This window comes from Bdellovibrio sp. BIS2, assembly GCF_055398295.1.
Genome location: NZ_AP035879.1, coordinates 941169 through 967433, shown reverse-complemented (window position 1 = coordinate 967433; position 26265 = coordinate 941169). Strand labels below are relative to the sequence as shown.

The following is a 26265-nucleotide window of genomic DNA, read 5'->3' as shown; positions in this document are numbered from 1 at the left end:
AGGAAAACCGATATTTGAAGGGTATGAACACAGATATGCTGCTAAAAATCGTAGAAACACAGCTTCAAGAGACTCAGAACATGCGCGAAAAGACCCCGGACTTTATCCGCAAGGTTGTACATCTGTACACGCTGCAACTGATGAAAACAGGCACCATTCCACTGGAATTCATGGAAGATGTGCTGGAAGACATTGAAGCAGAGACCATTGAAATCTATCGCAAGAAAACCTACGGTTTTTTGACCTTGGAAGAATATCGCAGGCATAAATTCCGTCAAAAAGACGACAACTAGTCACCTAAAAGCGAACTGCAAAGTTCGCTTTTTTTATTCTTCAACCTTCTCGATCACCGCAAAGTACAACGGACCAAAACCACACTGATCCGGCATGTACGCCACGCCCAGCTCCGTGCGCTCCCCACCCACACCCAAAGGTGCTTCCAGCAGTTTCACCGCTGATTTTTTCTTTTTCAAAAGCTTGCGAACCACATCATCGTTTTCCGCCGGACTGATAGAGCAGGTGGAATAAACAATGCGCCCCCCGGCTTTTACCGCCAGAAAGGCTGCCGCCAACAAAGAGTACTGCCTTGCCGCCAGATGTTCGGTGCGACGTGGACTCCATTCGTCCTGAGCCGCCTGATTTTCCAGAATATGGCGCTCACCGGAACAAGGAGCATCCAACAACACGCGGTCAAAGCTGCCGGGTTCTTTCAAACCAAACTGCACACCGTCTTTCCCGGTGACCCACACGCGGTTTCGCACCTCGCGCGGCACATACTGCTGAATCACCTTCTTCAGGCGTTCACGACGTTCCGGCGACAGGTCATTGCAGAAGATCTCACCCTCGTCCCCGAAAGATTCAATCATCACCAGACTTTTCCCGCCCGGGGCCGCGCACATATCCAACAAACGGTCCCCCGGCTGCACGTCCAAAGCTCGCGCCACCATGACGCTGGCCGGATCCATAATGTAAATATCCAGCAGCTCATCAGAATTGCGCTCGGGCTGACAGCCGTGAGCCGGCGTCAACCAATGACAGCCAGGAAGCTCGGGCTTTTCCGGAAACTGAGACCAGGATTTGGTGCTTTTATCGGAAGGGCTCCAGGCGTTCACCCGGGCGACTTGTTGTTCGCGGGTTTGCAAAGCGGCGAAAAGGCCCGCCCAACGGGAGCCATAGACTTTTTCAAAATGACGATAAAAGGGATGATCGGTGTTCATCCCCCGGATTTTACTTTCGGATCGGGAAAGAGCAAATAAATTCAGATCCCTGGTCGACAATACTTTTCACCGCAACCGTACCACCGTGACTTTGCATAATATGCTTCACAATGGCCAGCCCCAGCCCCGTGCCCCCGGCATCGCGGGTGCGCCCCTTGTCGATGCGATAAAAGCGCTCAAACAGCCGATCCAAGTGTTGCTCAGGAATCCCCTGCCCGTCATCGATCACACGCAGAATAATGTATTCTTTGATATCGCGTTCCCAGCGGATCTGAATGGTCTTGCCAGAGGGAATGTATTTCACAGCATTGGACACCAGATTGCGCAGGACTTGTTCCACTTTGCGGGCATCGGCCAAAAACGGGGGAACATCGCCGTTCACACGGATGGTGATGTTTTTTTCCGCCGCCATCACGGCCAGCTCTGAAACCACGTGCTCAGAAATCGCCAGCGGATGAATCATTTCAAGCTTCAGCTCAGAATTTGAGGCTTCCAGCGTGTTGATGCTAAGCATGTCATTCACCAGATCCATCAGGCGGTCAATATTTCGAGACACGATATCCAGGAACTTTCCGGCCTGCTGAATCTGGCCGGTTTTTACGTCCTCTTTCAGTGTGTCCACATAGCCCTTGATGGACGTAAGCGGCGTTCGCAGCTCATGAGACGCATTCCCCACGAAATCCATGCGGATCTGCTCGGCCCGTTTCATCTCGGTGATGTCGTGGAAGATCCCCACGACGCCGTAGATTTCCTGGGTCTTTTCATTGCGGATCGGGTTCACCGACACGGCAAAGAAGCGGGGCTGATTGTCGATCAAGGTCGGAAGCTTCACCGTAAAGCGCTGAACTTTACCGATCTTGATGGTTTTGCCAAAGCCTTCCAACACGTCGGAAGAGCGAATGGCATCCTTCAATCGCAGAATCTGACCGTTCAGAAGGTCGGACGACAGGAATTGCGCGGCAAATTGAGAATTAAAATAAAGAATCTTTTCATCAAGGCTGACAGACACCAGCCCCTCGGCCACGGCGCTCATGAAGGCCTGGGATTCTTCCTGAGACTGCAGATAACGGGCTTTGCGGTTTTTCATCTTGCGATGAATCCGATCCAAAGCCAGTTCCAACTCAGAGATATCAGCGGTTTCGTCGTCCGCCAGATCGTCTTCTTGTTCTTTCACCAGACTGCCGAAGGTGCGTTTGCTGGAAATGCGCAATGCCTTCAGAATCACGCGATGAATGGGTTTTGCAAAACGATAAGACGTGATGGCCGAAACCAGAATGCTGAAAACAAAGAAATTCAGCAGGGCTTCGTTATAGACAAAGGGACGAACCCCGTGACGAACATCGATAACAGAAATGACGGCCAGATACAGACCATTGAAGGCCACTACCTGCCAAGAGAAGTAGCGCCAATAAACTCGCCATGGAAATCGGATAAATCGCTTCATGCGATATCTACTTTAACCCGATATCCAACGCCACGGATAGTCTCAATACGGTCTCCCCACTCCCCTAACTTCTTGCGTAATCCGAAGACATGGGTGTCGATAGTGCGGCCAACCACGTTAATACCCTCGCCCTGAATGTTTTCAATCAGTTGTTCGCGGGTCAAAACGCAGCCGTGGTTCTGAACCAACGCCCCCAGCAGCTTGAATTCCGAAGGAGTCAGGTGCAGAGGCTCGTTGTTGTAAGAGATCTCATAAGACTTGAAGTTGATTTTCAAACCCATCAGGGAAACTTCACCGTCGTCAGCCGCTGTGGGAGCCGCAGTCTGAACCTGAGACCTGCGCAAAAGAGCCTTGATGCGAGCAATGAAGACGGAAGGATTGAAAGGCTTGGTCATATAGTCGTCAGCCCCTTTTTCAAGGCCGGCAACGATGTCCTGAGGTTCGGTTTTAGCGGTGACCATCAGAACTGAGGCCCCGGTGTTTTTGGCTTTGATTTTGTCGACGATGTCGACGCCGCTCAAGCCCGGCAGCATCCAGTCAAGGACGAACAAGGAATAGTTCTGGCGATTCATTTCGTTCAGAGCTTCTTCGGCGGAAGCACATTCGGTCACTCGGTACCCTTGACGGAGCAGGTGCAGAGCCATCAGCTCCCGGATTTCCTGCTCATCTTCCACCACTAGCACATGAACTGAATTATCAGCCAAACTTTCCTCCGTGTCGGACGTCCTTGCCAGTAAAGGCAAAGATCACGTCTTCTGCGATATTCGTCGCGTGATCTCCAAGACGTTCCAGATTTCTCGCAATCAAAATCAAATCCATGCCCGCTTCCACATCATCAGAGTGGGCTTTCATGTGCGCCATCGCATCCTGGAAAACCTTGTTTTTCAGAGCGTCGATTTCGTCATCCATCAACAGGATCTTTTTGGCCTGCTCAACGTCACCACGGACGAAGCTGTCCAAAGAGCCCTTCACCATACGTCCGGCGATTTCAGACATTTTCTGAATGTCGCCCAACTGCTGCTGGATGGGTTTGCGCCCCAGATAATCCTTCCCGGAGTAGGAGATATTCACGGTCTGATCACCCATGCGTTCCAGATCGTTGTTGATCTTAAGAACGGAAATGATCAAACGCAGGTCTTTGGCCACCGGGCCCTGCTTTGCCAGGACGTGCATGCAGGCGTTGTCCACGCGGATGTGGTCTTCATTGATCAGTTTCTCGATGTCATGAACACCGCTGAACATATCCACATCACGGGACAACAAAGCCGCGGTCACCTGAGCCAGAGATTTTTCAACATGGCCACCCATCAGAAGAATCATTTTTTTCAGGTCTTCCAGTTGAATATCTATCGCTCTTTCCATGGTATCCACCTTTAGCGCTTGGCTTGATTTATAATGATTTGAAAAATAAAGACACCGCTTAACACGGCATCTCTATTGATTCTAACAGAAACTTAACACACTCTAGAACAGAACCTGAGCGGCCAGCTCCAGCTTGGATCGCTCGCGGGCTCCCGGGGCGAAGTCCTCACCGTATTTGGTGTGATCAACCGCCAAGGCCGCCTTAATATCATCCGTCACTTGATAGCCCAAAGCAAGAATCGCGGTCTGCAAATCCTTGCCGTCCTCACCAACGACAGGGTTCAGATAATCATAACGCACCAAAATCTCCGCCTTAGGCCCTGTATGCACCACGGCGTAAAGACTGGCACCCTCGCCCCGGACGGACTGACCACTGAGCGCCGTCACATCCACCCCTTCCGCCATGTCATAATCGCGGATGGCATCGGCCGGGTCCTTGGTGGCAAGGTATTCCAAAGCCACCATCCACTCGTCCTCTTTTTCATAGGACAGCAGCCCCTGGATGCGCTCCTTCAGACCCACGTCGGCGCCGTAAAGATCGTAACTGCCCCGGACATAGCTGAGACTCAGGGACCACGGATTCCATTTAAAGATTCGCGCAAAAAGAGTGACTTCTTTGTGCGGCCCCTCTTCCTTTTCCTGCGCTCCCTCCCCGTTGGTCAGATTAAGTGCCCATTCGCCATAATCATGGGGAAGCTGGGACATGAAAGACACACCCAGGTCGGAGTACGAAAGGTATTTCCACTTTTCAGTCATGGACCAGGCGGTCTGTCCCAGGAAGCGGTATTGGTAATTCTCGTATTGAGCCTCTTGCCAGGTTTGCGGGATCAAGCCAGCGCGCAAAGCATGCATGCCTTCAAAGACACTGACCAGATCCAAGTAGGCCTCGCGAACACCGACATCAAAACGGTTCGGGCTGATGTTTTTTTGCTCAGAGCCTTCCATTGTCACGACCAGCAGGTTGTCCTCTTGCAAGGGGATGTGAACACCCAGAAACAGGGACGGAACTTCAAAGGCCGAGTTCCCGCGCTCGCCAGTTGGCAGATTCCAGACAGAGGCTGTGGCATCCAACTCACCGGTCAGCTCAATCTCAGAAAGAGCCAAAGCCTGCGTGGACGCAAAAAGTGAAAATAAAGAGCCAAGAACGATTTTTTTCATGTCTCTCATGCTGCCATCTTTATATACTGTTGCCAAGGAAAGGGAGCTTTACGTGTCACGTCGTATATCCGCCATTGATATCGGGTCCAACGCCATTCGCATGATGATTGCCGACGTTCATGAGCAAGCTCCGCACCTGCATATCGTGAAGAAGTACCGCGCCGCTGTCCGCCTGGGGCATGACGTTTTCACTCAAGGGGTGATCACGCCGGCCTCTTTGGACATCGCCAAGGCCACCTTTCAGCGCTATGCCCTGACCAACCGTGAACTGGGTGTGACCAAGTGCCGGGCGGTGGCCACTTCTGCCAGTCGGGAAGCGAAAAATCAGAAGGAGTTCGTGGATCTGATTTATAAAACATCGGGCATCAAGATCGAGGTTATTGATGGCACCGAGGAAGGTCGCCTGATTCATCTGGCTGTTCGTAAAGAGCTGGATCTGGACAACAAAAAGTCGATGCTGATTGATATTGGCGGCGGCAGTGTTGAGGTGACCTTTTCGCAAGGGCCGAAGATGCTGGCGACCAAGTCATTCCCAATGGGCACCGTGCGCGTGCTCGAAAATCTGGCCAAACGAAATCTGAATGAAAATCATCTGAATATCATCATGGGCGAATTCATCGGCGCTTTGGGCGAGCATATCTACAAGAACTGCGATCACGACCCGGTGGATTTCGCCATCGGCACCGGCGGCAATCTGGAATGCCTGGGGCAACTGAAGGGCGAGTTGCTAAAGAAATCCCCCCAATCATTCCTGACCCTGGCCGAGCTGACTGAAATCATCGACCGCCTGCGCACCTTCAAGGTCAAAGACCGCATCGAAAAATTGCACCTTCGCCCCGACCGCGCCGATGTCATCGTCCCGGCCGCCATGCTGGTCCAAACCATCATGCGCCAGGCAGAGACCGAAAAGATCCTGATCCCCAACGTCGGCCTGCGCGACGGCCTGATCTGGTCCATGCTCTAACCCCTCACCTCCGCCCGCCCCCGCCTCTATCTTTCCGACCCTCGCCCCACTCGATCCTCCATAACCACCCCACAGCCTTTTGGGGACCCTCGCCCGCTTTGCAGCTATGCCGCTCCATCAAGGAGTTGCACATGGCAAAACACTTTTCTTTCGGTGGCGATCTTAGACATGACTTCAATGGAACCTCTTACGGAGGAGAACTTTCCAAAGGCAAAAGACGCAGCCAGCGTCCGCTTTCAAACTTTGAACCTATTCATCTGGTACTCAAGAGCAATAAAGCCTTCGGGCGAAGGTCCCTCCTTCATCCTGCAAACCGGAAAATGCTTCTGAAATATACGCGCCGCTTTGTGTTTCGTTTCAAGGTGAGACTTTACAGCTTCGCCAATGTCGGCAACCACATCCATATATTGATCCGCGTTCCTGATCGCAAAGCCTATGTCAGTTTTATTAGTGCGCTGACTGGAACCATCTCCAAAATGATCTTCAAGTCCGCGGGCATGTGGGACCTTCGCCCCTTCACTCGTGTGGCCACTCCGGGGCGAGGGTTCGGAATAGTAAAGAAGTATATAGAAAGGAACGTTGAGCAGGGCCTGATGGTAGTGGAATCCATTATGAAGAAGGATCCGCTTTGGCGGCGGGCCGGGTTTGATTCGGTGATTTGGTCCTGGGGATAGACTGGGGCGAGGGTCCCGGAAGACAGGGGGAGGAGGTATAAAACTGACAGTGTGGTGAGTGAAATGTCACTGGTCCCGGAGTGAGACAGTGGTTTTATCAGGTTCGGTTTTAAGTCTGTCTTAATTCAGATGGCGAAGCTTCTTTGGCACTGCTCTTGCCTTTATTCATAGTGAGACAACTTTTTAAAGGGGTTCCTATGAAGTCCGCAAAGTCTTATAAGAATGTTCTGGCAATGAGCTTTATCGCCACTTCCCTGACACTGGGAGCAGCCTCCGCCCATGCCTTTGATATTCCGCTTGAGCCCCGAAAGCCCGTAACGGCTTACCTCAAAAAAGACTCAGTTCAAAAGAACTCCCAAACCATCATCCTCGGTGTTGACGGTCTCAGCTACGCAGCCTTCGTGGCCGCTCAAAAACAGGGACTCTTTAAAGACTTCACAAACTTCGGCGCGCACGTCGCTCCATTCCCATCCATGACCGATCTGTCCTGGGCGACAGTCACCCACACCTCCGACATCTTCGGAGCCGCAGGCCGTATCAAATCTGTTGAAGCCACCTACTTTGATGAATCCTCTCAATCCATCCAGGGTGACCCGCGCGACTATTACCGTCGTCTGGCGGCACCTAAATACTATATGGGTGCATTTGAATCCTTCTTCAACCCTTACGTTGAAGCCCTGATGTACTTCCCAACTGAAGAAGTCCCTAAACTTGAAATCAAAACCGTTATCGATGAGCTTTCCTCCGCCAAAGCAAAACCAGTTATGACTGGCTATGTAGGCGCCATCGATTCCACCGCGCACACACAAAAAGACCGCCTTTTCCCGGTCATGCGCATCCTTGACTCTGAAATCAAACGCCTGATCAAAAACTATAAAGACAAAGGTGTCGAAGTTGAAATCGTGCTGGTTTCCGACCACGGTAACATCGGCCGCTTCCAGGAAGGCGCTCCCGAACAGGAACTGAACGGTGTTGATATCGCTGAAGTGATCAAACGTGCGGGTCTGAACAATGTTCAACAACTGAAAGACTCCAAAGACGTGGCCGTGCCTTTGATGGCCCTGGGCACCTGGGGTCCCGTCTATCTGAAAGACCGCAAACAAATGCCTAACCTGATCCAAGAGTTCAAAAAAGAAGCTTGGTTCGACATGGCCGTCTACATCAACCGCAACAACTCTGCGGACACCCTGATGACCGTTGAAACCTCCACTGGTGGGGCGAAGGTCCAATATGACAAGAAGAATGGGTTGTATTATTACTATCCGGAAAAAGGGAATCCTTTGGAAATTCCTAAGGAATATCATTCCACGAAAGCGGCTCCTAAGGCCATGAAAGCGGATCAGGTTTTGAAGATCACGGCTTTGACTAAATATCCGGATTCTATCTTCCGTCTGATTGAGTCGGCTTCTGAGCGCAACTTCGACTTCCCGGACTTCATCCTTACTTTGAAAGACGGCAACTATATCAAGTCCGCACTGGGTGGTTTCACTAAAATGTACCGCACCCACGGTTCTTTGACGGCTGCTTCCAGCTTCGGTCTGGTGGCTTCCAACAAACGTCAGATCCCAGGCCAAATCCGCTCTAAAGACATCCTTCCATTCTTCGGCGTGGAAGCCAAAAACCTGTTCGGTGCCACCGCTCAACGCCACGAAAAGTCCGGCCGCGAAGCCCTGCAAGAGGTCAACATCAACTCCCGCCGTGGAGTTGAGACTCAAGCCAAAGATCTTTCCCAAAAACGTATCTTCCAGCACCTGACCCGATTCGTGTCTGACACGCGTCCTTACTTCCTGGTGTCTGAAATCAAGAACTTCATGGATGCCTTCAAGTTCGATCCGTTCCAAAAACCAGGATCCAGCTCCATGAGCCCGATGAACTTTGATATCTCCAAGTTCGACGTCAACACCATGATCAGCCCCGAGGACATCGGTGCGGTGACGGACGCAGTCCTGACGGCAGGTTCAGTTGAGAACCTGATGAACGACCCGCGCATTGAAAAAGTAAAAGCCAAAGTCGGCATCCTTCAGGACACCAAAACCGCGAACCTGGATCTGAAAAACACAGATCTGACTTCCGGTGGCGGCATCATGAGCGACATCGCGAAGTTCGTGCTGCCAGCCAAACGCGCGGTCATGAAAATGTACCAGCTTCCATACCTTCTGGAAAAATCCATCGTGGTTCAGGAAAAACCATTCCTGCCAGAAACACGTGACATGGTCTTTGCAAAAACCTGGGTTTCCACCAAAGAATCCCTGAGCGCGTCCTTTGCCAAACTGACTGACGTGAAAAAAGCGACTAAAACAAGCGCCGCAGAACAACTGTTGAAAGAAACCATCAAGGAAGCTGACCTTGAGGACCGTATCTATCCAACACCGCTGACGAAAATCTATAACTCCAAACTGGACGACGTGACCTTGGTGTACGTTCCAGGCATCTACAACAGCATCTTTGACAAAGAGATCTTCTCTTTGGGCCTGAATGCCCTGCAAGATGATCTGGGTCTGCGCGTGATCCAGCCGCCAGTGGAATCCACTTGCGCCAGCGACCTGAACGCCGACATCATCATGAACTACATCCGTGACGACTTCAAAATGCGCACGCAGCGTGGCCACAAGGCTCCTCGCTATGTGTTCCTGGGTTACTCCAAGGGCGCGGTGGACACACTTCACGCCTTTGTTAAAAATCCAAGCTTCGTGTCCACATACGTAAAAGGTTTCGTGTCCGTGGCGGCCCCTCTGCATGGCTCCAGCATCCTGAACACGACGGATGTACCGTTTGCCCTGGTTTCTGCATTGTCTGAAAACCAAGGTCCGGAGATCTGCCAGACTGAAAAAACCGCTTCCAAGTCCATTTCCCCAACAGCGATGGATTCCTTCTGGAGAAAGAACGAAAGATCTTTGATCGGTCTGACTCGTTACTTCTCTGTGACCTTTGAAAGTGACCCTGAAGATTCTCACATCTTCATGAAAGCCACCAAAATCATCGGTCAATTCGAAGAAAACAACGACGGTGTCGTGACGGTGTCTTCTTCCAAGTTCCCGGCTCGTTTGAAGGCCGTGGACATGGGCACCATCAAAGCCGATCACCTGGCTGGTATCTTGTCTTCCCGCTTTAACCAGAAGGCCTTCATGAAAGGTCTGGTGACGGCGCTGGCGGAAGCCAACATCACCGATGACAACGCCAATTTGGAATGGAACTCCCGCGTGATCCTTTCTGCGGCGAATGCCTCCCCGATCAAGAACCGCGCTTACTACTCTTTGGGTAAACCGGGCGTTGCCAAGGTTATGCACCTGGGCCACGAAAATCTGGTGGACTTCCTGCCATACGGAAACTCTTACGAGCTAAACCGTCAGGCATTGCCAGCAATCGTGGATCCGGCTGACAGCTATGAAGTGAAAACGAAACTGCCACAATCCCAGTTGCGTTACGATCCGTATGCGGTTCTGGACGTGGCAAAACTTCCGGATGTGATGGCTGGCGTGAAGGTGTCCCCTGCGACCAAGTCCAACATGCCTGAAGGTATCAACATCGAATACCACCACCAGAACATGGTGCACTTCCGCATGGATCACCAGTTCAACTATGAATCCCGCACTCCGGGTGGCATGGATGACAACAAGGATTCCGGTTACATCACTGCTGAATTTAACGGTGAAAAAGACTGGGCTGCCATGAGAAGTAAAAACAACTCCATCCGTCTGACGACGATGGCGTACAGATTCTCTCCGGTGGAATTCTCAACGATGGATCTGAAACTGGCAGTTACCAAAGGTGTTAAAGGCGCTGACCCGGTAAAAGGCAAAACCGGCAAAGACGACTCTGCCTTCCAGGTTTGGTTCACCATCCGTGACGGCAAAGCCAACGGCGACCGCACTTTGGTTGACCCAAAGAACGACAAGGTGATCTTGTTCGGTTACTACTGGGGTGACGAAGTGAACGGTGAAGTTCGTCAGGCTGGTTCCATTTATGAAAACTGGTACTCGAACAAAAATATCGTGGTGGCAACACTGCCTGAGGCGAAACAGCTTCTGCTGAACAACCAGGACATGCTGGGTAAAGCCCAGAACTATAAGCGCAACCTGATGGAAGACCTGAAGAAAGCCTTCCCGGACAGAAATGTGAATGACTTTGAAATCGTGGCAATCACGATTCAGCACGACTCCAACGACGCGGAAGACTCTTCCGAGGCGTTCTTCAAGTCCCTGAAATTCACACCTTAATCAGCAAGGAATTTGGGCGGGATCGAGTACAAAAGCTGTGCTCGGCCCGCTTCGGCTGACGAAAAAGACTCCAGCTCAAGACCGATAATCCCGCTTTTCTTCAAATCAATGAAACTTTCCGCCTTCATCGACAGCATATAGCTCGCAAACACACTTAAATGCGGCTCATGCCCGACAATCGCAATGCGTTTGTAATTACGTCCCTGCACACGCAGCCATTTCAAAAAGGCCTGTGGAGGACTGTGGGGTACCAGCTCCGGCGCTTCGACCACTTTGGTTTCGAAATAAATCTGCGAAATGATCTCGGCCGTCTGACGGGCGCGGGTCAGCGGGCTTGAAACGATCAGGTCGATTTCCTTAACATAGTCGCGCAGATTCACACAGACCTTCTGCATGCGCTTTCGACCCTTCAGGGTCAGCGGGCGCAGGTGATCTTCCTGGCCCTTTTTGGCGAACTCTTCTTTGTCTTCAGCCACTGCGTGACGGATGATGATCAATTCCACTTATGCACTACTCCGAGGATGAACTGGTATTTTCGTCCACAAATGTAACCCGGGCTTTCGCAATTTGCATCAGGGTTTGATGCAAGCCGACATCCTGCGAGTTGTGACGTACATAAGTGCCATCAGACTTCATTTCCCAGGACTGGCGCTGTTCTTTCACACAAAGATTCAGAATCTCCCAGCACTTTTCTTTCAAGCTGCGATCCAAAACCGGCACGATGGCCTCCACCCGGGCGTGCAGATTGCGATACATCCAGTCGGCAGAGCCCAGATAGAACTCCCCATCCACCGGGTCTTTTTCACCGTTTCGGAAATAAAACAGTCGAGAATGCTCCAGGAAGCGGCCGATGATCGAAGTCACACGAATGCGTTCACTCATGCCCGGCACCCCCGGACGAAGACAGCAGAAACCACGAACGATCATCTCGATATCCACGCCTTTTTGCGAAGCCGCGTACAGGGCCACGGCGATGTCGTTTTCTTCAAAGTTATTAAACTTGGCAATGATCTGCGCCGGACGCCCCGCTTTTGCATGCTCGGCCTCACGCTCGATCATGGCCTTAAAGCGCGAGAACATATTCACCGGAGCAATCAGCAGGTTCTGATAGTTGCTCTTTAAAGACCGTCCCGTCAGATAGTGGAAGAACTCAACCACGTCGTTGGTGATTTCTTCGCGCGCCGTCAACAACCCCAGATCCGTATAGAACCGGGAGGTCGCCACGTTAAAGTTCCCTGTTCCGATATGGCAGTAACAACGCAAGCCCTCTTGCTCCTGACGAACCACCAACGCGGTCTTGGCGTGAGTCTTCAACCCCACTACGCCATACACCACGTGAACGCCGGCATTTTCAAGCTCCGTGGCCCAATAGATGTTGCGCTCTTCATCAAAGCGCGCCTTCAGTTCCACCAGGCACACCACTTGCTTTCCTTGTTCGGCCGCGCGGATCAAAGCACGGATGAACGGACTGTTGTCGCCCGTGCGATACAAGGTCATCTTGATCGCCAGAACCTTGGGGTCTTCGCTGGCCACGCGGATGAACTTTTCCACGGACGCGGCGAAACTTTCATAAGGATGATGCACCAACTGATCCGCCATCTTAATGGCGTTAAACATGCCGTGACCGTCTTCGGCAAAAGCCGGCCCCACCACCGGAGTGTAAGGCTCAAACTTCAGCTTTGGCAGATTCACATCCGAGATCACACCCAAATCAGTGAAGTCCAAAAGACCGGCGGTTTCATAGATGTCCTCTTCAACCAGCTCCAGCTCTTCCATCAGAAATTTAAGCATCCACGGGTCTGGATTCGGCCCGTGTTCAAGGCGAACCACTTCGGCAAAACGACGCTGGCGCAATTCTTCTTCGATCGCCTCCAGCAAATCTTCGGCATCTTCCTGATCCTGATCGGAATCAGCGTTGCGGGTCAGGCGGAACGGCATCACTCCCAGCACTTGCATGGCCGGGAACAGATCCGCCAGATTTTCTTTGATCACGTCCAACAGACTGATAAAACGATGGTCTTTGTTTTCAGCGTCAGTGCGAATCCACTGCGGCAGGACTTTGGGAATCTTCACGCGGGCAAAAAGCTTTTCTTCGTTGCCCGGATGCTTCAGAGTCACGCCCAATGAAATAGAAAGATTCGAGATAAACGGGAATGGATGCCCCGGATCCACCGACAGCGGAGTCAGCACCGGGAAGACATTGCGGTTATAGTACTTTTTGACGTTTTCTTTTTCTTTGTCCGAAAGATCTTTCCAGGAAAGCAGATAGATGCCTTCTTTTTCCAAGGCGGGCCTTAGCACCTTGTTGTAGGCATGCGCCTGATCCTGAATCATCGGGATCACGAACTGACGGATTTCCTGAAGCTGGGCCATCGGGGTTTTCCCGTCAGATGATTTGGCAGAAACTCCATAAGCCATATGGCGCTTCAGACCGCCGACCCGTTTCATAAAGAATTCATCCAGATTGGATCCGGAAATACTTAAGAACTTCACCCGTTCCAGCAAGGGATTGCGGGCGTCCTCGGCTTCTGCCAACACTCGTCTGTTGAAATTCAGCCAGCCAATCTCGCGACTGGTAAAAAGACTTTCAGATGACAGAGGATGTTCGACAACCTTCGGCTTGCGTGTAGATTTCTTTTTCGATGTGCGTTTCGGCGAAGCCGCTTTGGGCGTGTTCAAAAGAATCCTCCTTGACTCCTAACCTCCTTATTTCACAATAAAGCGACTTCTTTAGCAATGTCTTACCAGGAACAACGACATGCAAAATACTCCAAAAGAATGGTCGCTTATTGATCGCATCCGTTATCGGGTCCAGCGTCAAAATGATCACACCAAAGTGCCGCTGGGTGATGACGCCTTCGTTTTCAGGAACTATCCGGGCTATTCGGTGATCTGCCAGGATATGATGGTCGAGGGAGTTCACTTCGACCTCGACTATTTCAGCGCTTTTGATCTGGGCTACAAGTCGCTCGCGGTGAATTTAAGTGACATCGCCGCCATGGGCGCACTTCCTCATTTTGCGCAGGTATCCCTGGCCCTGCCGAAAAAACTGAATGAATCTTGGCTTGACGATTTCTATAAAGGCATGACCAGTTTGGCTGATGACTATCACATGCAAGTCGCCGGTGGAGATCTGGCAGCGTCCCCTGACCGCCTGGTGGTGGATGTCAGCGTGCACGGGTCCTGCGAAAACCCACTGACCCGCAAAGGTGCAAAACCCGGAGACCTGTTGTTGTGCAGTGGCCCTCTGGGGCTTTCTTTCACCGGCATGACTGCTTTACAGAAAAATTTGGCCGGCTTTGAAGCCGCCAAAGAACGGCATTTACGTCCGAAACCCCGCTTGGATCTGGTCGCGAAGCTGCAAAAACATCACGACCGCATTCATGCCCTGATGGATTGCAGTGACGGCCTGGTCAATGATGCCCTGTTGTTGCGTCCTGAAAACTGCGGTTTTCATTTGTTTGCTGAAAATCTTCCGTTACATACCGAAAGCCAGAGCCTTGCAGTGGACCTGCATCTGAATCCACAGGACATTGTGCTTTGGGGCGGCGAGGATTACGAACTTCTCATGGCGATCCACCCTGAGGACTATGAACATTTCCCGGAATGGAAGATGATTGGGCAATTCACTGAAGATCCTCGCGTCTTTGTGACCCATCCCGATCACCATGAAGAGATTAAAGAGTTCAAGGGCTGGAAACACTTCCCCGGCTGAAATTTCTCAATTCGAGACAGCCCTTTTGCTTCAGAAAGACCGGCAACGGGCCGAAAAGTAGACTATGACAAGTCTTGCTCGCTATCACGGCCGATCACCACGCTACATTCTCAATACTGAGGACGACAGCCTGGTTCGTGTCGCGGGCCCGAAGCAAGTCCCGTGGGAAGAAGGCACCGAAATCAAAAACGTCTCTTTGACGGGTCTGGCCTTCACTGCTCCGGATGATCTGTGCCCGCTTCTGGGCGAAGTCGTGAAAATTCAGTTCACTCCACCCGGTTCGCGTCAGATGGCATGTTATGGAATCGTCACACGACTTGAAAACATTTCTGATTCCCGCATGCTCGTGGGGGTCCACTTCTATAAACTTGAAATGCAGCAAAGAATCGTGCTGGCACAGGGCCTGGCCCGCAAGTTCAAAGAAAGCCAGGAACGCGGTCAGATTGATGATATGCTAAACCGCCCGCGCAACTCAGTCAGTTTTGCCAATCTGCCGCAACTGGTTTTGATGGGCTTACTGGCGACCTTGTGGTGCGCGACGATCTGGGCTCTTCTGCGCTTTGAATACTCGGGCCTTTACAAGATGCTTTTAAGCGTCCTGTCTTAAGCGAAATACACTTCCTTCAAACGTTTATACGCAAAGTCCATGAAGCGCTTCACTTTCTGGGAAGTCTCTTTGGTGTCGGGTGAAACCAGGCTGACCGACACTTCATCCCCGCGCAGATGTCTATGAATCTGAACCAGACGACCGTCACGCAGTTCATCCTTGCACAAAAACTCTGGCACAAACGCATAGCCTTTTCCCAGACGGGCCAGATTCAACAACATCTCGGGATTGTTCGCCGTCACGATGGGATTGGTCTTCAACGTCAAACGTTTGCCGTCAGACCCGCGCACCACTTCAAGCTTCGGTTGCTGAGTCAAACCCAGAAAAGGCGCCGCTGCAAGCTTGGCCAGATCCTCCCCCACCCGATAGCGCTCTAAAAATCCCGGCGAAGCCACCAGCAGGTTTCTGACCGTTCCGATCTTACGCGCCCGCAGGGAGCTGTCTTTCAGATTTCCGATACGAATCCCCACATCGACAGACTCTTTCACCAGATCCACATAGGCTTGAGTTAAATACAGATCAAAGCGCACCCGTGGATACTGTCTGGTGAATTCATCCACGATCAGCGGAAGCTGCTTCACACCCATATCGTCCGAGGCTGTGACCCGAATCACGCCCGAAATTTCCGCTGTGGATTCACTGACCTCGCCGGTCAGGGTTTCAAGGCCTTCAATCAGACCGCGAGCGCGTTCGTAATAGATGCGTCCCATTTCGGTCAGTTGGAACTGCCGAGTGGTGCGATAAATCAACTGCACGCCCAGGTCTTTTTCCAGCGCTGACAGCCTGCGGCTGACGCGGGACTTGGGTTGCTTCAAAACTTCTGCCGCTTTGGTGAAGCTGCCGCTTTGAACAAGTTTGACGAAGGTGCGTATCTGATTGAGATCTAATTGTTCCATATACGCAACAGTATATTCCGAATATGTCACCTTTCGCAATAATCAAAAACGCACGATACTAAGTCCGTTGAAACAACATAAAAGGAGAAATTCACATGAAAGCACTTATTCTTGGTTCCCTGGTTACCTTGGCTGGTATGTCCGCATTTGCTAAATCCATCCCGGCGGGTTCTTACAACATCGACCCTGCCCACTCTAAAATTGGCTTTGAGATTCCTCACTTGGTCATTTCCACGGTGGAAGGTCGCTTTGCTCAATTTGATGGAACTTTGGACGTGGACGCAAAACTTGAGAAGTCCAAAGCCAAATTGAACATCGAAGTGGCCAGCATCAGCACCGAAAACAAAGACCGTGACGATCACTTGAAAAGCCCGGACTTCTTTGATGTGGCCAAAAATCCTAAAATGACCTTTGTCACAAAAAAGATCACTGGCACGCCGGACAATCTGAAAATTGTTGGCGATTTGACCTTGAAGGGTAAAACTAAAGAAGTGACTTTGGATGCCAAGTACCTGGGTGACGTGAACGACGCCTACGGTAACAACAAAGTGGCATTCACTGCGACCGGCAAGATCAACCGCAAGGATTTCGGTCTGAACTGGAGCAGTGTTGTGGAAGCAGGTCCGGTTGTGGGTGATGAGGTGACTTTGATCCTCAAAATCCAGGCTGGCAAACCAGCTCCTAAGAAAGGTTAATATGTCGACGATGCCTGTGCTTTTTATTGGTCACGGTTCTCCGATGAATGCTCTGGACAAGAATGCCTTCACGGAAAGCCTTCATAGACTGGGCAAAGCCTTGCCAAAACCACAGGCCGTTCTTTCTGTCTCTGCTCACTGGGAGACAGAAGGAACGAAAGTTCTTTATCATCCCGACCCTCCCACCATTCACGATTTCTACGGATTCCCCAAAGCCCTGTTTGACATGCAGTACCCGGCGCGAGGCCCGTTAAGCATCGCTCATGAAACCCAACGACTGCTGCCAAAGTCTGAGCTCTATGACAAATGGGGTTTGGATCACGGCACGTGGTCAGTTCTGGCGCACATGTACCCACACGCCGATATTCCCACTTATCAAGTCAGCCTGGATGTGACGAAAACAAACCAACAACATCTGGAGCTGGGAAAACTGCTGCGCCCGTTGCGCGACAAAGGTGTTCTGATCGTTGCCAGCGGCAACATCGTTCACAACTTAAGACTGATTCAATGGAAAAACAAAGACGGCAGCTATCCTTGGGCCGAAGAGTTTGACGGCCAAATCAAAGCCGCCCTGGAAACACGCGACACCAAAACCCTGACCGACTATGAAGCCCTGGGTGAAAGTGCCACGCTGAGCGTGCCCACCCCAGAACACTATCTGCCATTGCTCTATGCGTTTGGCGCCAGCACCGAGGAAGACCGCATTTCCTACCCTTATGAAGGATTTGAAATGGGCTCCCTGTCGATGCGTGCGGTGATGTGGAGCCGCTAGGTTAGAACATAGGCTTGGCAACCGCCAGCCAGATTGCAGCACTTCCCAAAACTGAAAGCACCGCCATGTTGGTGAAAGTCCATTGTGGTTTCTTGCGCACGATAAACGCCCAGACCCCCAACATCACCCAGATCGCGGTTTTAGCCCGTCCCCAGTTGGGAAAATTCGCACCCATCCCCAAAGTTTCCACCAGTCCATAGGCGCTGGCGAAAAGCGCCAGCCACGAAACCCCGTGAAGCGCATAACTGAATTTTCTGAACTTCTTTGCCGGCTCCCCGATGGCCACGGCCACCAGCATGAAACCAAAACTCACAAACATCAGGGCCAGGCTGATCAGATGGATCATCTTATAGGTAAAATAGTTCACGAAATCTCCTTTGGGCTTAAGCCGCCCGATTAAATTGCTTGCGTGATTTTGGGCTGATGCTACAACCTCAAGTTAACTTGAGGTCAAAAGAAATATGACTGTAAAAAACAAGACCCCTGTCCTTACTAGCTCCCTGTCCGTTGGAGAAATCGCCACCCGCAGTGGCATCTCGGTCCCGACCTTGCATTTCTATGAATCCAAAGGGCTGATCAAAAGTCATCGCAACAACGGCAATCAACGCCGTTATGACCGCTCGGTTTTGCGTCTGATTTCAATAATTAAGATCTCCCAGCACCTGGGAATGAGTCTGGAGCAAATCAAAGATCACCTTTCATCGCTGCCCCAGGATCACGCACCCACGGCGGCGGAATGGAAGCGACTGACAAAGAAATGGAATGACGACCTTGAAGAGCGCATCAAATTGCTGCAGCTTCTGCAATCACAACTTGCAAGCTGCATTGGGTGTGGCTGCATGTCATTAAAAGACTGCCCGTTACGAAACCCGGATGACCGTTACGGCAAAAAAGGCACCGGCGCACAACGCCTGAAAGAACAATGCCGGAAATAAAAAAAGCCCAGCGGCCATGCCACTGGGCTTTTTGCTTTTGGCTTTTAGGCCTCCAGGCCTTCTTCACCAACAGCGGCGAAGGCTTGTTTGGTTTTTTCGCGAACCTCGTCGCGCTTCTTGAATTTATCCATCAGCAGATACACCGCAGGAACAACGAACAAAGTCAGCGCGGTGGAAACCACAACCCCACCGATAAGACAGATCGCCATCGGACGCATGGTCTCAGACCCCGCCCCGCGCGCTGTAGCTGACGGAACGGCGGCAGCGACCGTCGCCACCGACGTCATCAGAATCGGACGAAGACGTGTCGGGCACGCTTCAATCAGCGCATCCAGTGCTTTGCTGGTACCACGGTCACGAACCGTGTTGGTAAATTCAATCAACAAGATGGAATTCTTTTTCACGATACCCATCAACAACAACAAACCGATCATCGAGAACATATTCAAAGACTGCCCCGTGATCAAAAGTGCAAAGAATGCCCCGCTGAAACTAAATGGCAATGCCATCAGGATCGTCACCGGATCGATAAAGGAATTGAACTGGCTGGCCAGAACCATGTAGGCGATCACCAAACCCATCACCAAAGCAAAGATCAGGCTTTGGAAGGATTCTTTAAAGGTCTTCGAGCTTCCGCCCTGATCAATCATATAACCCGGCTCCAACATCTTCTTCGCCGCGTCTTCGATGTAAGCCATCGCCGCCTGCTGGGAAACGCCCGGCTTCATATTCGCTGTCACCGTGATCGCACGCTGACGGTTGGAACGAGAGATCGACTGCAGGCTCGACGTCTGAACTTCTTTCGTCACTCTTGGCAGCGGAATCAGATTTCCGCGGCTGTTACCGACGAACAAAGTTTTGATCTCACCCATCGGATCACCCTGATCCACCAGTTTCAGCTTGATGTCGTAACGGTGCCCGCCTTGAGGATATTCGCCGGCCTTCACCCCACCAATCAACGCACTGACCGTGGAACCGATGGAGGCAATGCTGACCCCGTGCTGAGCCGCTGCCAGACGGTCCGGCTGCACCTGAATTTCAGGCATACCCAACAGATAGTTGGAATCCACGTCCACCATCAGACCGCTGTCGTTCATGGCTTTCATCATGTCTTCAGTGTACTTCGCAAGCTTATCCCAGTCTGAACCCAGGATCGTGAATTCGATCGGATAACCACGGCCCCCCGAGAAGCCCTGCTGCGACAAATCCATCAGGACCGGACGCATGTCTTCGATCTTGGAAAGATTCTTACGCGCCACCTGCATGAATTCCTGCTGGGACAGAACCTTCCCGGTTTCAGGATCCTTGCCGCGTTCGTTTTTTTCTTTCATGGTGATAAACATCATCGTCACGTTGGAATCAGAAACACCGCCACCGAAGCCCCCCAGGGCTGCATACACCTGTTTGATTTCCGGACGGGACAAGAGCCACGCTTCCGCTTTTTTGGTCTGCTGGTCCGTGTACTGCAGGGACGTTCCCACCGGCATGATCAAACGGGCCATAAAGATGCTCTGATCCTGCGCCGGGCTCATTTCCTTGTTCAGGAACTTGATAGAAATAAAGGACACCGCCACAAACACCAGCGAGCCAATCAACACCTTCCACGGGTGCTGCAAGCTCACTCGCAGCCAGCGGTCGTAACCAATTCGCGTGTTTTCCATCAGAGCTTCAAAGCCCTTGCCCAGTTTGGTTTTTCTTTCACCGTGATGAACAAAGCCCGCACAACGCATTGGCGTGATCGTCAAAGACTCCACCAACGACAGGAACACGGCGATAGAGATCGTCACCCCGAACTGCATGAAGAACTTCCCGATGATGCCCTTCATGAAGGCCACCGGCAGGAAGATCGCAATCACGGCCGCAGTGGCGGCCATCGCAGCAAACGAGATCTCGCGCGCGCCCAGGATCGCGGACTCAATACGCCCCCGCCCGTTTTCATTGTACCGGAAGATATTTTCCAGAACCATGATGGCATCATCCACGACGATACCGATTGCCAGAGTCAGCCCCAGCAGCGTGAACGTGTTCAGAGTATAACCCAGGAAGTAAAGACCGATGAAGGCACCCAGCAACGACGTCGGAATCGACAGCAAAACGTTAAACGTCGCCGACCAGCTTCCCAGGAACATCCAGCACACCAAAGAAGTAAAGATAACCGCCAGAATCAAGTGATGGTTCAGCTCGCCCACGGATTGTTCGATGAACTTGGTACTGTCAAAGTTCACCTGCAGGTTCATCCCCGGAGGCAGGGTTTTCTGAATGACCGTGATTTGCTCTTTCACCGCACGCGCGACTGACACGGCATTGGTGCCACGCTGCTTGCGGATCCCCAGCCCCAAAGCGGTTTTCCCGTTGAAGCGGGACATGCGCTCAATCTTGTCCAGGCCCATACTGGCGTCGGCGACCTGGCGGATCTTAACCATGTTGGTCGGATCAGCAACCGTGACACCCGCACGACGGCTGATCACGATATTGCGGAACTCCTCTTCCGTTTTTGCCTCGCCCATGGTGCGCACGTTGAAGGTTTTTTTGTCGGTCTGAATGTAACCACCCGGAAGCTCGGAGTGCTCATTACGGATGGCATCGACCACGTCATTCACAGAGATGTTATAACGAAGCAGATCTTTCGGGCGCACATGCACACGCATCACCGGATCGGTGTAACCACCCAGGAAGATGTCCCCCACACCTTCCACCGTGGTGAAGCGGTCTTTCAGATAGTCACGCGCATAGCGCATCAGGAATTCAGGGTCTTCCTTATCGTAAGTCAGAGCCAGCCAAAGAATCGGCTGATCATCAGGATTAGTTTTGGAGATGGAGGGAGGGTCCACATCATCCGGAAGCATTCTTTGAATGCCCGAGATTTTCGCCTGCACGTCCTGAACCGCCAGATCGATGTTGCGATCCAGATCAAATTCCACCGTGATGCTGGCACTGCCGGTTTTACTGCTGGACTTGATGGATTCAATCCCCTCCACAGTCATGAGCGAGGATTCAATCGGATCCACGACCTGGGTTTCCATGACCTCCGGAGCTGCGCCATCAAGGCTGACGCTCACCGTCACGGCTGGGAAATCGACATCCGGCATCTGGCTGACGCCCATGCGGGAAAACGAAATCAGTCCGAAAATCATCAGACCGAACATCAGCATCCACGCAAATACAGGATTCTTAATAGAAATATCCGACAGTCTCATACATACCCCTCTAAAGACCGGGACACTGTAGGCAATCCACCCCCATTAGTCATTAGGATTCCTATCAACACAGCGGCTCATAAGGCCTTGATATTAAAGGATTTATAAAGGCCCCCGAAGGACCACGGGCAGAGGTTGACAGCCCCCAACCCTCGGACTATTCCTGACGCACATTTATTCGGGGAGTGCACTATGAAATGGGGATTTCTGTTAGCCGTTATTTTCTCTTCTGCGATCTGCAACGCTCAAAGCTTGCGAGACATGGCAGTTGCTGAAGCCAAATACGACGGCCTTGCAAAACAAAGTGCCACCGACGCTCAGGTGTCCGGCATGCTGACGCTGAAAGATCCCCGTCCGGAAATTATCACGCGCAACTGGAAGTATTTCGCCGGCTTCTCTGTGCAAAGCTTCCAGCCCGAAGGCATCGCCACTAAAGATGGCTCCGGTTCCTTTGACATGAGCAAAAACGGCACCACCGTGATGCCGGGTCTTGAACTGGGTGTGATGAGCCCTGCCCTGCAAACGAAAGCCGTGTTGTGGAAACTGGGCCTGCGCGCCAAAGGTGGCTTCGCGTCTCAAAGCGCCCAGGTGAAACTGGATTCCGGTTATGAAATCGACGACGCCCGTTTGAACACCATCATGTTCAGCGCAGGTCCCGTGATCAGCATGGGCTGGGAACGCCTGCCTTGGCTTTCTTTGAACGTGTCCCCGCAGTTCGGAAACATCAGCTACACGCAAAGCAGCTCCAACGATTTTGCCACTTTCAGCAAGTCCGGCGCTTACGAATCCATGAACTATGGAGTCGACGTGATGCTGGGTAAAAAATGGTCTGTATTCACTGAATGGTCCCAAAGAACTCTTAAAGACAACAATGAGATCGCACTTCAAAAAGACAACTTTGAGCTAGGAACAAAAGTAACATGGTAAAAATCCTTCTTGCACTACTTAGCACGACAACAATCCAGGCAGCGTATGCCCAGCAGGCTCCTGCAAAGAAAGAGATCACGCTGACTCAAAAAGATGTGGCGGAGCTGGTTTTAAAACAGGGTCTTAAAACCAAGGAAGTCAATTTGAAGTACCAGCAGTTCCGCCTGACTCCGGCGTTGGCGCTTTCTGCCTATGACTGGGTTCTGAACGCAGAAACCGGTTTTGAGTACGACAAATCCGCAGGTCTTCTTTCCAACTCCACTCCGGTCGAAGCCAAATACGAACGTTATCGCACCACCGTGGGCTTGAAAAAACCTTTCACCACCGGGACCACGCTGGGGATTGAGCTGAGCCGTCTTTCCCAACAAGTTGAGTTTGACAGTGTCGTGACGAATCCTCCGCCGGGCGAGCAGACCTTGGACAGCGCAGGATTGCTTTTGGAACAAGCCCTTTTGGGGAACTTCTTCGGGGTTGCGGACCGTGGCACCGTGAATGCGGCCGAGCTGACTTATCAGGCAGAAAGCATCAACCGCGCCAACGAACTGGAAGACGTCGTGCTTGAGGCGATCCGTCAGTTCTGGAACACTTATGTTGCACAGGAAAATTTCAAAGAATCCGTGGCTTCCCGTGACCGTTATAAAAAACTGGTCGATGCGGTGAAACGCAAAACCTCTTTGGGTTATTCCAACCCAGGGGACCTGCCACAGGTTCAGGCGGAGTTTGAAACACGCGAACAAAAAGTTAAAACGTCCTCGACCGAGTATCTGGACAATCTGGAAAATCTGGTGACGTTGCTTTCTTTGGAACCGGGCACAGAAATCCGCTTCCAGATCCCGGGCAATATCCCGACGGTGCCAAAACTGCCAATGAAAAAAGTGGAAGAGCTTCGCACCATCCGTTCCCAAAAGCTGAAGGTCGAAGCAGCTCAGGAATCCCTGACGGCGGCGGAATCCTTAAGCTATCCGACGCTGAACTTCGTCGGCAAGGTTTACACCACCGGTGTGGATGAAAACGCGAACGATGCTTATTCTGACGTCGTGTCTGGCACCCGTCCGAAGTACTACATGGGTCTGAGATTCCAGTACAACTTCGGCTCGGACATCCAGAACGAGCAGATCATCAACAAAAAGCTTTCCAAGGATCTTGAGTCCACCCGTCTGAGCCGCCAGTTGCTGGAGGCCGAGGACCTGGAGATTCAGGCTCAGCGTAAAGTACAGTCCACCTATGCCGTGGTGCTGAGCGCAGAAAAACAGAAAGGCTATCGCGAGAAGGCCTCTCAGGAACTGAACCGTTCCTACAATCAGGGTCGTACGGACATCTCGATCCTGATCACGGCAATGAACAACTATTTCGACTCGGAAGTTCAATACATGCGCGCCATGGGTGATTACGCCATTGCGCTGAATGAATGGGCGGCTTCCCGTGACGAATTGATTCCTGACGACGCTTCGTCAGCTGATTACACTGAAAATAAATAATAAGAGGGGTTACCATGTTGAAAAAACTAATTCTTGCAGCGACGGTTCTAAGCCTTGCCGCGTGCGCCTTTGATCAGGACAAAAACGCCGGCAAACAGCGCGAGATCGAGCAAAACGGAAAGTTGCAACAGACTTACAAACCAGTGATCGGCACTTACGTGGGCCAAATCACGACCGCTGACGGCACTCAGGATCTGGAAGTGAAATTCTTCGAACTGAAAGTCGATAACGGCGCGAAAAACTCTGACGGTTCCACCCGCTTGCACTCCACTCTTTATGCAACTTACAAGCGCATCAATCCGGCAGGCGAAAGTTACGATTTTGTTGTTGGTTTCGCTCCGGAAACCGGCGACCTGACTTTGGTGAACGTAAAGGACATCAAATCTTTGGGCCGTGACGAAATCCAGACTGTGGACGCTAAAATCAGCGGCAACAACATCCTGGGTGAAGCCAAGGCGATCTCGGGCCCGAAAGGTATCGTCAAACTTTCCTTGAAAGCGCGTGAAAATGAATCCACGGGCGGCGGCAAGGAAGAGTTTGCTTACTATGAAAGACTGCGCGCGCAACTGACCGCGATTTCCGGAACTTACGTGGGCCAGATGGATCAGGGCAACTCCGGTCCGGTAAAGGGTGTTGTGGGCATCACATTGCGCCTTTACGTTCAGGAAACTGTGAAGGAAGGATCTACCGTGACCATTCCTCGTCTGATGGGTGAATTGAACCGCGCGGACGATCCAGGCCACACGGCGGACCTGACCTTGACGGGTGTTTACGAAGCGGACCTGGCTGAGCCACGCCTGACTTTGACCGGCAAACCGGCTCGCGATCTGAATTCAAAATTTGAAGCGGCTATTTATGGCAAACTTGTAAATGGTGTTTTGGAAGGCGCTCTGACATCTAATTACTCCATGTCAGGCAAGCTGATCCTGAAAAAACAATAATCCTGCAAAGGATAAACCAAGGAGATTTGAGATGAAGAAACTACTGGTGATTGCAATTGGATTCGTGATTACCGGATTCACGACTCAGCCTGCTCTGGCACTGAGTGTGCCTTCGGTGGTTGATTCTGTGGAATACACCTACAACGTTCAGTGTTCCTTTTCTCATTTCTCGAAAAACGAGTTCTGCTTCAACTACATCTGCAAGTACAAAAAGTACTATGTGTGTGAAGGTGACCAAGGGGTTCTGGATCTGATCCTGAACATCAAAACCGTTCGATATCCAAACGAAACGGCGAAAGAAGACGTCACCAACTACAGCGTACAACCAAGATAAAAAAAGGGGCTTTGCAAGCCCCTTTCTTCTTTGTCAAAATCAACTTCTCAGATTCTCGGAGCTCAAACGGCCTTTGGGTTGAGAATGTAGATGATCCTGATGCCCCTCGAAATCTTTTTCGGGATTGGATCCATCGTAATTTTGGAACACATACATAAAGCCCGGCACAGTTTCTTTGTGACTCCAATCGCGCTGCAGTTCGCAGTAGAGCTGAGTCTTACTGATTAACATGCCGCCCGCCTGCTCAATACGGCGCAAAGCAATTTCGTGAGCGGCCCGCGAAGTACCGCCCACGGCATCTGCAACGACATAAACTTCGTAGCCTTCTTTCAAAGCATCAAGTGCCGGAAATGCCAGGCAAGCCTCAGTCCACAAGGCCGTCATGATCAGCTTCTTTCGCCCCGTGGCCTTTACAGCTTCCCGGAACTGAACATCCTCCCAACTGTTGATCGTTGTACGATCATACGTCGGGAGATGCCCCAAGAGTTCCTGAATCTGAGAGATAGGCGGTTTGTTCCTTCCGGTCTGAACATTTACCGTCGAATGAACAATGGGCAGACCGTAGTTCAGGGCCGCCTTCACAGTGCTGGTGATGTTAAACACCAGCTCTTTCTGATCCATGGATCTGATCGACGAGACCTGAATAGGCTGATAGTCGATAATAATAAAGGCGCAGTTTTCTGGTGTTAACAAGTGATCCTTCAATGGATCACGACGTGGTTCGCTAGACAT

At 51.6% G+C, this 26265-nt stretch carries 24 protein-coding genes; 13 read left to right on the top strand and 11 right to left on the bottom strand.

The features are described from left to right. The first annotated feature begins 23 nt into the window (after positions 1-23). Entirely contained in the window at positions 24-293 is a 270-nt protein-coding gene (locus tag ACZ520_RS04720; protein WP_232468676.1) for a DNA-dependent DNA polymerase, read from the top strand. A gap of 33 nt (positions 294-326) precedes the next feature. Here ACZ520_RS04720 and ACZ520_RS04715 read toward each other — a convergent pair whose 3' ends face one another. The 5 genes from ACZ520_RS04715 to ACZ520_RS04695 all read right to left on the bottom strand — a co-directional run bounded on the left by ACZ520_RS04715 (position 327) and on the right by ACZ520_RS04695 (position 5181). Next, positions 327-1217: an RsmB/NOP family class I SAM-dependent RNA methyltransferase gene (locus ACZ520_RS04715; RefSeq protein ID WP_464127662.1), complete on the bottom strand. Its 891-nt coding sequence runs from the start codon at positions 1215-1217 to the stop codon at positions 327-329. Positions 1218-1227: 10 nt separating this feature from the next. Further along, complete coding sequence (locus ACZ520_RS04710) at positions 1228-2661, bottom strand: sensor histidine kinase (protein ID WP_416480876.1); 1434 nt, start codon at positions 2659-2661, stop codon at positions 1228-1230. Then, positions 2658-3365, bottom strand: coding sequence for a response regulator transcription factor (locus tag ACZ520_RS04705; protein ID WP_232468680.1), 708 nt, complete (start codon positions 3363-3365; stop codon positions 2658-2660). The genes ACZ520_RS04710 and ACZ520_RS04705 overlap by 4 nt, the downstream gene beginning before the upstream one ends. Further along, on the bottom strand, positions 3358-4023 hold the full coding sequence (gene phoU, locus ACZ520_RS04700; protein WP_088565982.1) for a phosphate signaling complex protein PhoU: 666 nt from the start codon (positions 4021-4023) through the stop codon (positions 3358-3360). Before phoU ends, ACZ520_RS04705 begins: the two co-directional genes overlap by 8 nt. Before the next feature lie 102 nt (positions 4024-4125). Continuing rightward, entirely contained in the window at positions 4126-5181 is a 1056-nt protein-coding gene (locus ACZ520_RS04695) for a hypothetical protein (protein WP_464127661.1), read from the bottom strand. 52 nt (positions 5182-5233) lie between these two features. Here ACZ520_RS04695 and ACZ520_RS04690 point away from each other — a divergent pair, with 52 nt between their 5' ends. The 3 genes from ACZ520_RS04690 to ACZ520_RS04680 all read left to right on the top strand — a co-directional run bounded on the left by ACZ520_RS04690 (position 5234) and on the right by ACZ520_RS04680 (position 11036). Next, positions 5234-6145, top strand: a complete 912-nt coding sequence (locus tag ACZ520_RS04690; RefSeq protein ID WP_232468682.1) for a Ppx/GppA phosphatase family protein — start codon at positions 5234-5236, stop codon at positions 6143-6145. A 131-nt stretch (positions 6146-6276) separates the two neighbouring features. Further along, the gene (locus tag ACZ520_RS04685; protein WP_416480872.1) at positions 6277-6819 is read left to right on the top strand and encodes a transposase; all 543 of its coding nucleotides are present in this window, start codon (positions 6277-6279) and stop codon (positions 6817-6819) included. A 197-nt stretch (positions 6820-7016) separates the two neighbouring features. Then, positions 7017-11036, top strand: coding sequence for an alkaline phosphatase family protein (locus ACZ520_RS04680; RefSeq protein WP_464127660.1), 4020 nt, complete (start codon positions 7017-7019; stop codon positions 11034-11036). Here ACZ520_RS04680 and ACZ520_RS04675 read toward each other — a convergent pair. Together ACZ520_RS04675 and ppk1 are read right to left on the bottom strand one after the other, a co-directional pair. Continuing rightward, positions 11033-11539 (bottom strand): SixA phosphatase family protein, encoded by a 507-nt coding sequence (locus tag ACZ520_RS04675; RefSeq protein ID WP_015090126.1) that lies wholly within the window; start codon positions 11537-11539, stop codon positions 11033-11035. The two genes, ACZ520_RS04680 and ACZ520_RS04675, sit on opposite strands and share 4 nt — an antisense overlap. A 7-nt stretch (positions 11540-11546) precedes the next feature. Then, complete coding sequence (gene ppk1, locus ACZ520_RS04670) at positions 11547-13715, bottom strand: polyphosphate kinase 1 (protein WP_464127659.1); 2169 nt, start codon at positions 13713-13715, stop codon at positions 11547-11549. Between the two features lie 79 nt (positions 13716-13794). Here ppk1 and thiL point away from each other — a divergent pair, with 79 nt between their 5' ends. Beyond that, positions 13795-14751, top strand: coding sequence for a thiamine-phosphate kinase (gene thiL / locus ACZ520_RS04665; protein WP_464127658.1), 957 nt, complete (start codon positions 13795-13797; stop codon positions 14749-14751). 64 nt (positions 14752-14815) lie between these two features. Continuing rightward, entirely contained in the window at positions 14816-15358 is a 543-nt protein-coding gene (locus tag ACZ520_RS04660) for a PilZ domain-containing protein (protein WP_088565989.1), read from the top strand. Here ACZ520_RS04660 and ACZ520_RS04655 read toward each other — a convergent pair. Further along, complete coding sequence (locus tag ACZ520_RS04655; RefSeq protein ID WP_464127657.1) at positions 15355-16254, bottom strand: LysR family transcriptional regulator; 900 nt, start codon at positions 16252-16254, stop codon at positions 15355-15357. The genes ACZ520_RS04660 and ACZ520_RS04655 overlap by 4 nt on opposite strands. 95 nt (positions 16255-16349) lie before the next feature. Between ACZ520_RS04655 and ACZ520_RS04650 the strand changes: the two genes are divergently transcribed. Both ACZ520_RS04650 and ygiD read left to right on the top strand, forming a co-directional pair. After that, on the top strand, positions 16350-16949 hold the full coding sequence (locus ACZ520_RS04650) for a YceI family protein (RefSeq protein ID WP_038450985.1): 600 nt from the start codon (positions 16350-16352) through the stop codon (positions 16947-16949). A 1-nt stretch (position 16950) separates the two neighbouring features. Continuing rightward, a complete protein-coding gene (gene ygiD, locus ACZ520_RS04645; protein ID WP_088565991.1) occupies positions 16951-17721 on the top strand; it encodes a 4,5-DOPA-extradiol-dioxygenase in 771 nt (256 codons plus the stop codon). Position 17722: 1 nt separating this feature from the next. Here ygiD and ACZ520_RS04640 read toward each other — a convergent pair whose 3' ends face one another. After that, positions 17723-18088 carry a hypothetical protein gene (locus tag ACZ520_RS04640; RefSeq protein ID WP_416480866.1) on the bottom strand — a complete coding sequence of 122 codons (366 nt, stop codon included), beginning with the start codon at positions 18086-18088 and terminating at the stop codon, positions 17723-17725. Positions 18089-18182: 94 nt separating this feature from the next. On the opposite strand from ACZ520_RS04640, the gene soxR reads away from it, so the two are divergent. After that, the gene (gene soxR / locus ACZ520_RS04635; RefSeq protein ID WP_416480865.1) at positions 18183-18656 is read left to right on the top strand and encodes a redox-sensitive transcriptional activator SoxR; all 474 of its coding nucleotides are present in this window, start codon (positions 18183-18185) and stop codon (positions 18654-18656) included. Between the two features lie 44 nt (positions 18657-18700). On the opposite strand, the gene ACZ520_RS04630 is transcribed toward soxR, so the two are convergent. Next, the gene (locus ACZ520_RS04630; protein ID WP_464127656.1) at positions 18701-21853 is read right to left on the bottom strand and encodes an efflux RND transporter permease subunit; all 3153 of its coding nucleotides are present in this window, start codon (positions 21851-21853) and stop codon (positions 18701-18703) included. Positions 21854-22045: 192 nt separating this feature from the next. Between ACZ520_RS04630 and ACZ520_RS04625 the strand changes: the two genes are divergently transcribed. Genes ACZ520_RS04625 through ACZ520_RS04610 form a run of 4 tightly spaced genes read left to right on the top strand, consistent with a single transcriptional unit; the run spans position 22046 to position 25533 of the window. Next, entirely contained in the window at positions 22046-22780 is a 735-nt protein-coding gene (locus ACZ520_RS04625; protein ID WP_232468684.1) for a hypothetical protein, read from the top strand. Further along, positions 22774-24258 (top strand): TolC family protein, encoded by a 1485-nt coding sequence (locus ACZ520_RS04620; RefSeq protein WP_088565996.1) that lies wholly within the window; start codon positions 22774-22776, stop codon positions 24256-24258. Before ACZ520_RS04625 ends, ACZ520_RS04620 begins: the two co-directional genes overlap by 7 nt. Before the next feature lie 14 nt (positions 24259-24272). Beyond that, positions 24273-25199 (top strand): hypothetical protein, encoded by a 927-nt coding sequence (locus ACZ520_RS04615; protein ID WP_088565997.1) that lies wholly within the window; start codon positions 24273-24275, stop codon positions 25197-25199. A 31-nt stretch (positions 25200-25230) separates the two neighbouring features. Then, a complete protein-coding gene (locus ACZ520_RS04610; protein WP_464127655.1) occupies positions 25231-25533 on the top strand; it encodes a hypothetical protein in 303 nt (100 codons plus the stop codon). 39 nt (positions 25534-25572) lie between these two features. Here the strand turns inward: ACZ520_RS04610 and ACZ520_RS04605 are convergent, their stop codons facing one another. Then, entirely contained in the window at positions 25573-26265 is a 693-nt protein-coding gene (locus tag ACZ520_RS04605; protein WP_464127654.1) for a hydrolase, read from the bottom strand.